The organism is Peribacillus sp. NPDC060253 (genome assembly GCF_042727425.1).
Taxonomy (GTDB): Bacteria; Bacillota; Bacilli; order Bacillales; family DSM-1321; genus Peribacillus.
In genome coordinates, this window is sequence record NZ_JBHXAS010000063.1 from 18,693 (window position 1) to 28,084 (window position 9,392).

The window sequence follows — 9,392 nt, forward strand, 5'->3', positions numbered from 1 at the left end:
ATTGTATGCACTGCCAATCCTATTGATATAGGCTAACCTATTAGATTTCGGTCTATTTAAACAAATAACCGCCTTTATAGTCTGCACTTCCCCCCCCCTGGCCTAGTTGCGTTTATAGACCTTTTTTCCTGAAATCATTATTGATTGAACTCCATATCATTCTATTAAAAAAGCTATATATCCTTGTGAGGACATATAGCTTTTTATCATTTTTGGAATTGTAATTGATGCAGATTGGCAAAGATGCCACCCTGTTTAAGTAAGTAATCGTGACGTCCCTCTTCGGCAATTCCTTCTTCCGTAACAACAATGATTTTGTCAGCGTTTCGAATGGTCGCCAATCGGTGAGCGATGATCAATGTAGTTCTGTTTTCAGCAAGTTCAGTAAGTGCCTGCTGAATGATTCTTTCCGTCTCAGTATCGAGTGCAGAGGTGGCTTCATCGAGAATTAATATTGGCGGGTTCTTCAAGAACATCCTCGCTATTGCAATTCTTTGTTTCTGTCCTCCCGATAATTTCAAACCACGTTCACCTATTTGTGTTTCATAGCCATCCGGAAGTCCTTCAATGAAAGTCTCCAAATGGGCTTTTCTTGCAGCTTCAGAAATTTGTTCATCCTTTGCATCAAGCATTCCGTAAGCAATGTTCTCTTTTAAAGTGCCTGTAAAAAGAAACACATCTTGCTGAACAATGCCAATTTGTGACCGCAGCGACTTTTTCGTCATCTCACGAATATCAATTCCATCAATGGAAATTGAGCCGGAATTAACATCATAAAATCGCGGGATCAATGAACATATGGTTGTTTTGCCTGCTCCTGATGGCCCCACAAAAGCGACGGTTTCACCAGATTTAATATTCAGGTCAATTCCTTTTAAAACGTTTTTTTTATCTTCATATTTAAAAGAAACGTCTTTAAAGGAAATATCCCCCAAAAGGGAAGTAACTGCTATTGCATCCTTTTTATCCACGACATCAGGCGCTACATCCAAAAGTTCAGTAAAACGTTTAAAACCAGCCATTCCTTTCGGATAGAGTTCCATCAGCGCACTGATTTTGTCAACTGGCTTAAATAAGACGTTAACATATAAAACGAATGCAACTAGTTCTCCATATGAAAGCTCCCCATGAAAGGTTAGCCAAGCTCCCATCACCAATACGGCAAGGGTCATAAACCTTGTCATCATGTAGATGCCTGATAGACTAAAGGACATTACCTTATATCCAACGAGTTTCGCTTTACGGAATCTGCGATTATTCGTGGTAAATCGGTCCATTTCGTATGTTTCATTAGTAAAGGATTGTACAACCCTCACTCCTGAGACGCTGTCTTCCACACGTGCATTTACATCCGCAACTTCTGTATACATTTGCTTCCAGGCTTTATTCATCTTTAAATTACTTATGACAATTAACAAAACGAGGAATGGTAATATACAAACGGAGATGAGTGCCAGTTTCACATTGATTGTCAACATAATCCAAAACGCGCCAATAAAAGTCATGAAGGCAATAAATAAATCTTCGGGCCCATGGTGAGCAAGTTCCCCTATATCGAACAGATCATTGGTTATCCGGCTCATGATATGGCCGGTTTTCGTGTTATCAAAAAAAACGAAAAGATTGTTTTTGCACATGTTCAAATAATTCCTCACGCATATCAGTCTCAATATTGATACCCAATTTGTGACCCCAGTACCCTACAATGAACTGTAACAAGGTACTAATGATATAAATAAGTAATAAACCGGCACTTACTGATACAATTGCAGGCCAATCATCGCCAGGAAGCAGTGTATCTATAAACCACTGAACGGCTAGCGGAAATGCCAGTTCAAGTACAGCAACTACTACTGCACTGAAGAAGTCAATAATGAATAACCGCTTATGCGGCAGGTAATACGAAGCAAAACGTCGAATCATCAAATTTTTCTCCTTTTTAACATATATTAAGGAGTATAATTGCATATTCAATAATCAGCAAGCATTTCAGGTTCCCATGCTTAAATCATGGTAAGATTATCTGTATAAAAAAACCAACCCGGCTCATACAATTTATTCGTTTAAGGAGTGAATCCAGTGTAAATAAAAAAACCCATCTATAAAACAATGGACTTTTATCTCGCTAAAGGATGGTATACATGAATAATAAATCGTTTCGACGCCTTTGGATTTCTCAGGCGTTTGCAAATCTAGGGGATATATTTTATGTAGTCGGGTTGATTTCACTTATATATGCCTTAACTGGTTCTGCCTTTTATTTGAGTTTGCTTCCGTTCACAACAACGATTTTTCGGTTTATCAGTAGTTTACTTGCACCACTCGTAATCGACAGGTTTCCTTTAAAAAGAATTCTTGTACAATCGCAATGGTGGAAGACCATTTTACTTGTTTTCCTGGGAATCTATATTACAAATTTCAATCAAGGTTTCGCTGTGGTCGTTATATCCTTCATTGCCTTGATCTCCTTATTGGATGGAGTCGCTGCCCCGGTTAGCGCAGCTTTGGTTCCTCAATTAGTTCCAAAAGAAGAGCGGATGAAAGCGAATGGTTTCTTGAATGTGATCACCCAGACGATTTTTGTCGCTGGATGGCCGCTTGGTTCTGTCTTATTAATAAGTACCAACAGTAGTTTCATAATTTGGCTTACGGTCATACTATTTGCCGTTTCAACGATCTATTCAGTAAAAATGGAAGTCTCTGAACAAACAACGGATAGCATTCCTACATCAAACCGGGATTCGATAATATCCGGATGGGTAGCGATCCGCCAAATCCCAACGATACGTACACTCATTTCCCTTGATTTTATTTCAACTTTAGCTTCAAGCGTTTGGGTAGCTGCCGTAATATATGTATATGTAGAACAGAACTTACAACTAGGTGAAGAGTGGTGGGGTTATATTAACACTAGCTACTTTATCGGCATGATCATCAGTGGATTGATCGTCATCCGTTTTGCCAAGTTACTTGAAAAACATGTCGGCTTCTTTATTATTTTCGGGCTATTTCTCAGTTCACTTCTGATATTTCTTTTCGGATCGACGAGCATTCCAGCATTGGCTTTGTTGTTTGCATGTCTTTACGGTCTCCCAGAACAAATCCGGGAAGTGATCTACACCAAGCTATTCCAAGACCATGCATCAGAAAAGACTCTAGCGAAAATTTATGCAGTTTGGGGAGCGGTCATCAATCTAACATTTGCCGGTTCTATTTTGCTATTAGGCTATATCACGGAAACATATAGTGTCAAAACAACGTTTCAATTTTCTTCTACCTTGATATTCCTGGCCTTTCTTTATGCGATTTTTAAAAGAAAGGAATTACAAGGGAAGGAAGTATGATCATCACGCTCAAGTCATTTTATATGCTTCACTGATCTTTCATTCATTTTGTTCACCGTATATGAAAAGGAGCCTTCATTTCATGGCTCCTTTTCTTTTTAATGGTTTTAAGGCAGATTTGGGAACGATTGACTCTTCTCATAATCTTACCTGGTGTTAGTTGGATGGGTCCTGACAGAAGTCCCTCATCTACACGAGTCAAACCATTCGAAATTGCCATGATAAAAGAGGAACTACGTCCTCTTTTTTACTGCCTACACGAAATCCTTCTATTTAATGGTTATTATATTCTGTTTTATGAACGCCCAATTCTGCGGAAATTCCAAACCAATCTGCCAATAAGTTGCACCTATCAGTTCATATGAATCAATCGTTTCATATTTTGCACTTATCGAGCGAATATCTTCAAACCAGACGACATGATCCAAGTTTTCTCTTCTATAAGAATAGGTAGGTGATGCCGCTGTAGTGTCGAATGTGATTTCAGAACCGGTTGCAATGGCAAGATTTTGGGCATTTTTAGCTGATAATGCCTTCGTATCATTGCTTGATACAATCCAATCGTATCCATACATAGGAAATGCCGACTGCAATTTATACTCAGGGATATTCGTCAAAGCATATCGGAGTACCTCGACCATCCACCAAAGTGGGGAAATTGGTTCGGGTGGGCCCGTTGGATATCCATAATCAATGGTCATCACGGCAACAAGGTCGGCTACCTCTCCAATCCCCCGATAATCATGACCGCCTACAATTCGATTGTCAGGATTATCTGCTGTTTTTGCATGTACGTTAACATGAAGAATTAGTTCGTTCAAACCCTCTTTTAATTCTTTTAAAAAAACCACGTAATCAGAACGTCTTGCTGGAGGGATGAATTCAATGTCCATGCTGACCCCTCCATAGCCCTTCTCCCTTACGAAATTAAGCAAACTATTGATTAAATTCCTTCTATAAACTGAACTAGTTAGTACTCCACCAGCCAAGTCAGCATCAAAATCACCGTCTTGAAAATTCCGGATCATCAATAGCGGTGTCACCCCGGTTTGTTCACATTTAGCAATAAGGGGAAGATCATCACCATCAACGAAAGCATAGCCTTCCTCGTTAAAGGAATAAGCAACAATGGCTAAATAGGATAATTTGTCACCATTATTCTCAAGTGTTTCAAACACTACTCCCCCTGAACTTGGGAAGGCAAAACCCAGCGTGATCAATTGATTTTTGTAAGGAGACGGAATCATGATTTCCGTGCCGACCTTTAGTGAATTTGCATCCATTTCGGGATTGGCTTTCATGATGGATGCAACACTCGTGCCAAAACGACTGGCAATTCCATCGAGGTTATCCAGGCTTTTTATTAGATACCTTCGATTCACCACATTTGCATCTGGTATATACAACGCCAGGCCAGGAACCAAAGTTGTTGATTCCAATCCATTGACTTCGATTATCCTTGACGGGTCAACTTTATTTTTCTTGGCGATTTCCGTAAGGCTATCACCTTTTTTCACAATGATGATCGTCATTCATAACCCTCCAAACTCCCTCCAAAAAGTTTATGTTATTCATGTATTTAGATAGAACGAATTATTACATTTTCATAGGATGAATATCCTGCACATGTATATTTCAAATGTTGTCTGAAGTCTAAAACATCAAGTCCTTTCAGCCAACAAAAAGAGGTTGTCCAAAAGGACAACCTCATACTATACGCCATCATTCGATTTCTCGTTCCACCCATTCTTCAATGACACATTAAAGTAAATTCTTTATATCATAAAACTTCCCATTCTCCAGTTCTTCCACTTCAAGTAACTGCAATAGTTTTTCTGCCACCAATTCAGGACTCCTTAACATGCCCTTTTCTTTATATTCATGAAATTTGTTTCGGTCGGAAAAGTCATGTTCGTCTGCTGAACGGATTATTCCTTGCATCTCCGTGTCCATTACACCTGGTGAAAAAGAAATGAGAGACGTAGGGAAGGACACTTTATCCTGTTCCACCCCCGCTACCCTCGTGAACATTTCAAGCCCCGCCTTTGTGCTGCAGTAGGCTGCCCAGCCATGATAAGGATTCTTTGCTGCCCCTGAAGATATGTTGACCATTACCTTCTTTCTGTTCCAATCCTTAGTTTGTTTGATGAATTCATCGGCCAATACGATGGGTGCCAAGAAATTCACCCGCATGCTGGTTTCCAAGTTTTCCTGGCCAAGATTTCCAATTGGCTTGATTGGTTCGATAACACCTGCGTTATTAATGAAGTATATGTCACTTTTTTGATCCACTACCGCCAAGACCTCATTGATCAACGAAGTTAACTTTTCCGTTTCATTTAAGTCCATGGAAATAACAGTAAGCTTCGTCCCGAATTGAGCGGCCAGTAAAGCCATATCAGGATGGGCTGTACGAGAAATTAAAATGCAATGATCACTCGTCTGCAAACATTTCTTGGCAATGGCAGCACCTAAACCTTTTGAAGCTCCTGTGATAATGAAAGTTTTCATAGCAGTTCCCCCTTTTATTGATTATTCTCCATTGTACCAAAAGAAACAGCCCATATAGTAATGGGCCGCTTCTATTATATTTACAAAATGGGTGATAACAGTCTTGCAATGGACTCTTTAAAACGAATCCATTTTGAACGCTTTTCAAACTCTTCAATGGTAAGTTGCCTGCACACTTCTACATCCTTATAAAAAATCCTTGTAAGTGTTTCGGCCATGCCTTCGTCGTATATGAAGGCATTGACTTCAAAATTCAATTTAAAACTTCGGACATCAATATTTGCGGTCCCCACCGAAGAAACTTCTTCATCCACGACAATCATCTTCGCATGGATAAATCCGTTATCATAGATGTAAATTTTAGCCCCTGCTCTTAATAACTGCCCTGCATTGAAAGTTGTCGCCCAATATACGAAAAGGTGATCAGGCTTATTGGGTATCATGATCTTTACATCCAATCCTGACAAGCTGGCTATCCTGAGTGCATCCAATAAACTTGCATCCGGAATGAAGTAAGGTGTTTGAATGAGAATCGATTTTTTAGCTGAAGAAATTAATTTAATATAGCCGTTTTTAATTTGTTCCCATTCAGAATCCGGCCCACTTGTCACAATTTGCAAATCTATATTTCCTTGAGGCTCCAGAGTAGGAAAATAATGGGGCTGATAAATGATATCATGGTGCTTCGATGCCTGGTTCCAGTCCAGAATAAAGCGGGTTTGAATGGCTTTGACTGCCGCTCCCTTTATCCGGAGGTGTGTATCTCGCCAATAACCGAATTTTGGATTAAGCCCTAAATATTCATCACCTACATTAAAGCCGCCGACATACCCTACCTTTCCATCTATGATGACGAGCTTTCTATGGTTACGGAAATTCAACCGTAGATTTATAAACTTTAACTTGGATGGAAAGAATGCCTCCACACGGCCGCCAGCCTGCCTAAAATCCCTAAAAAATCTTTTGGTCATTCCTCTTGATCCCAACTCATCGTAAAGCAGGCGAACTTTGACACCTTCATTGGCTTTTTTAGTCAAAGCATCAATGAATTGTTTACCAAGACCGTCCCTTTGAATGATGTAATATTGTATGTGAATGTGGTTTTCAGCCTCTTCGATATCTTTAAATAGCTGTTCAAACTTCATTTTTCCTTCCGTAAAGATATCAACTTGGTTATCTTCCGTAAGAACGGCATCATTGTTTCGAAGGTGCATATAAATCAAATCACGATAATTACTCGAAGGCGCATTTCGAAAAGGAAAATGATCCGCAGATAGCTCTTCCATCTGTTTATCAAGGATTTCTTCAATCCCGATCTTCTTCTTATCCTCCCATTGGAATAAGTGGGCGTGCCTCAAACTCGTTCCAAAAAGAAGATATAAAATAAAACCGACTACAGGCAAAAAATATAAAACCAATAACCAAGCCCAGGTCGTGCTTGCTTCCCTTCTTTCAAAAAATATAACGATCGTAGCGAATAATATATTAAGAATGATAACGAGGCCGAGCAAAACCGATGTAACATGCGTAAATTCCATAGCATAACCTCACTCAATTTTTATCCCTTTAAGGATAACATGCCAATTCTTTATATCAAAGGATTTGCTTATTTGAAAAAGAAAACCGAGAATTCACAAAAATGGGCCTCTCCTATAGAGGCCCATTTTTTAAAAAACATCCACCGAACCTTAAAATTCCACAATATGACAGGATGCCTTATGCAATTATTAACAAAAAAAAGCAAAATGTCTTACCGGCTTTTCACTAATAAATTCACGGCTTCTTTAACAAGATCCTCGGGATTATTTTCTCCGGTTTCATTAGCTTCCCGTACGCATTCTACAAGATTCGAGCTTACGATTACCCCTATTGTCCTATCGATCGCAGATCTTGTGGCAGATAACTGCGTGACTACATCTCTACAATCTTTATTTTCTTCCATCATTTTCAAAATACCACGAAGCTGCCCTTCAATTCGCTTCACTCTATTTTTCATCTGCTTTTCATATTCCATATGAGGTGGACCTCCTACCCCTATAACTAATAATTTTCATCCTGACATCATACCAAATTTAAATCAATTTGAAATGAAGCTTGATAAAAATCTTACAATTTATAATACATACCCAATAGGTATAATTGTCAAGTGCCAATACCCAACATTGCTTGATCGATATGTAATTTCTATTTTTGCACGAGAAGATTTTGTGCCATGGCCTCAGAAAACTCAATCGTCATTTGGGGAACGTAAGTTTTTAACAAAGCATTAACGATCGGGGCTTTAGCTCCTTTTGCCGTTATCGCCAAGCAGCCAGTCATTTTAGTCTGTCCCATACCGCACTGTTCTGCTAAGAAATAGCCATACCCATCAAATTTTTCATTTAATCCCCGTAGTTTAAATGTTACCTTGTCGGGTTCGTTCCATTCCAAAATATTCACTTCAAGTTTAATTTTCTTTTTCATCAATCCTAAATCGCTTTTAAACTCCCATATAAGTGTCCTATCATTAATCATCTCATGATTGATATACCCTGGTACAAGAGGTGCCCAACGATCTATGACACTTACAAACCCCCATACAGTGTCTATTGAAACCGGTAAAATGATACTATGCAATCCTTCTGACAAAGCAGTTCCCCCCTAAATCATTTTACTTACATCTTCTTAATGTATGGCTGAACAATATTGATTAGAACGGTAAGATTAGATTCTTAAATAAAATTCTCCCGGTGGTAAGAAAAAGATAATAACAGCAAAGAATCGCCCCGCTGCAATAAAGGGACGATTTCTTTTGTGTGGTGGTTTCTTATTGATCTGTCGCAAATTCAACCGTATACATATTCAATCTTGGATCAGGGTTAATCCAGGCGCTTTCAAACACGAAGACCACTTTATAATTTGCGTAATCGGTATAAGTGACATAGTACATCCCTTCTTGCTCCACTTCACTTATAGGTTCACCAATCAATCCCTTCAACATGGATAAATGAATGGATTGCAATTTCGGATCAAAATCATCAATGCCGGTAATCGTTTTTCTACCTGTTGAACCGTCATAGAGGAATCGGACATTCCGGCTCCAATAATTGGCTGCAGCAGTACTTAAATCTTCCGGTGCACCCCATGCTTTTTCCACTTTCTTCAATGAATCACCTACAGAAAATGGTCCACTGTTAATGGATTGTTGGGATTCATAGGCTAAACCCATGATTTGCCGAATCAAAAGGTCTGGCGTGGATTGCGATGATATTGAATCTGATGAAGCACAAGCGGCCTGCCCACTAAACATGAGCAATGCGAGCATTAGTAATGTAACGCTTCGGATAAAGCGATTCACTTGTTTCAAAGTTATCCTCCCTTTCCCACCTAGAAATGACTAATTGCATTTTTTTAAATAGCTTAAAAAAGATGAAAAAGTGCGTATGTCATTCTGGTTTTACCTTTACTATTACTATTCATTGGCACTTTGGACACATACCATTGGTTCAGAAAAAAACCTTAAATGAAATATTAAAACGGATTAAGCCATTTCAAGTG

At 39.0% G+C, this 9,392-nt stretch carries 7 protein-coding genes and 1 pseudogene; 1 reads left to right on the forward strand and 7 read right to left on the reverse strand.

The annotated features are described in order from the left end of the window. Positions 1-206 precede the first annotated feature (206 nt). Positions 207-1,923 (reverse strand): annotated as a pseudogene (locus ACFWE9_RS16490) (ABC transporter ATP-binding protein). Between the two features lie 218 nt (positions 1,924-2,141). Here ACFWE9_RS16490 and ACFWE9_RS16495 point away from each other — a divergent pair. Beyond that, positions 2,142-3,344, forward strand: coding sequence for an MFS transporter (locus ACFWE9_RS16495; RefSeq protein ID WP_230155614.1), 1,203 nt, complete (start codon positions 2,142-2,144; stop codon positions 3,342-3,344). A 269-nt stretch (positions 3,345-3,613) separates the two neighbouring features. Here the strand turns inward: ACFWE9_RS16495 and ACFWE9_RS16500 are convergent, their stop codons facing one another. The 6 genes from ACFWE9_RS16500 to ACFWE9_RS16525 all read right to left on the reverse strand — a co-directional run bounded on the left by ACFWE9_RS16500 (position 3,614) and on the right by ACFWE9_RS16525 (position 9,192). Next, positions 3,614-4,876: a glycosyl hydrolase family 18 protein gene (locus tag ACFWE9_RS16500; protein ID WP_230155612.1), complete on the reverse strand. Its 1,263-nt coding sequence runs from the start codon at positions 4,874-4,876 to the stop codon at positions 3,614-3,616. Between the two features lie 229 nt (positions 4,877-5,105). After that, on the reverse strand, positions 5,106-5,855 hold the full coding sequence (locus ACFWE9_RS16505) for a (S)-benzoin forming benzil reductase (RefSeq protein WP_230155610.1): 750 nt from the start codon (positions 5,853-5,855) through the stop codon (positions 5,106-5,108). A gap of 80 nt (positions 5,856-5,935) precedes the next feature. Beyond that, positions 5,936-7,393 (reverse strand): cardiolipin synthase, encoded by a 1,458-nt coding sequence (cls, locus tag ACFWE9_RS16510; protein ID WP_230155608.1) that lies wholly within the window; start codon positions 7,391-7,393, stop codon positions 5,936-5,938. A gap of 212 nt (positions 7,394-7,605) precedes the next feature. Next, positions 7,606-7,869 carry a metal-sensitive transcriptional regulator gene (locus ACFWE9_RS16515; RefSeq protein ID WP_230155606.1) on the reverse strand — a complete coding sequence of 88 codons (264 nt, stop codon included), beginning with the start codon at positions 7,867-7,869 and terminating at the stop codon, positions 7,606-7,608. Between the two features lie 170 nt (positions 7,870-8,039). Continuing rightward, positions 8,040-8,483 (reverse strand): SRPBCC family protein, encoded by a 444-nt coding sequence (locus ACFWE9_RS16520; protein WP_230155604.1) that lies wholly within the window; start codon positions 8,481-8,483, stop codon positions 8,040-8,042. Positions 8,484-8,661: 178 nt separating this feature from the next. Then, positions 8,662-9,192, reverse strand: coding sequence for a DUF4309 domain-containing protein (locus ACFWE9_RS16525; protein ID WP_230156125.1), 531 nt, complete (start codon positions 9,190-9,192; stop codon positions 8,662-8,664). Positions 9,193-9,392 lie beyond the last annotated feature (200 nt).

Bases quoted from the DNA above. Each gene is read 5' to 3' on its own strand.
- ACFWE9_RS16495 (WP_230155614.1), top strand. From the start codon at position 2,142: ATGAATAATAAATCGTTTCGACGCCTTTGGATTTCTCAGGCGTTTGCA.
- ACFWE9_RS16500 (WP_230155612.1), bottom strand. From the start codon at position 4,876: ATGACGATCATCATTGTGAAAAAAGGTGATAGCCTTACGGAAATCGCC.
- ACFWE9_RS16515 (WP_230155606.1), bottom strand. From the start codon at position 7,869: ATGGAATATGAAAAGCAGATGAAAAATAGAGTGAAGCGAATTGAAGGG.
- cls (WP_230155608.1), bottom strand. From the start codon at position 7,393: ATGGAATTTACGCATGTTACATCGGTTTTGCTCGGCCTCGTTATCATT.
- ACFWE9_RS16505 (WP_230155610.1), bottom strand. From the start codon at position 5,855: ATGAAAACTTTCATTATCACAGGAGCTTCAAAAGGTTTAGGTGCTGCC.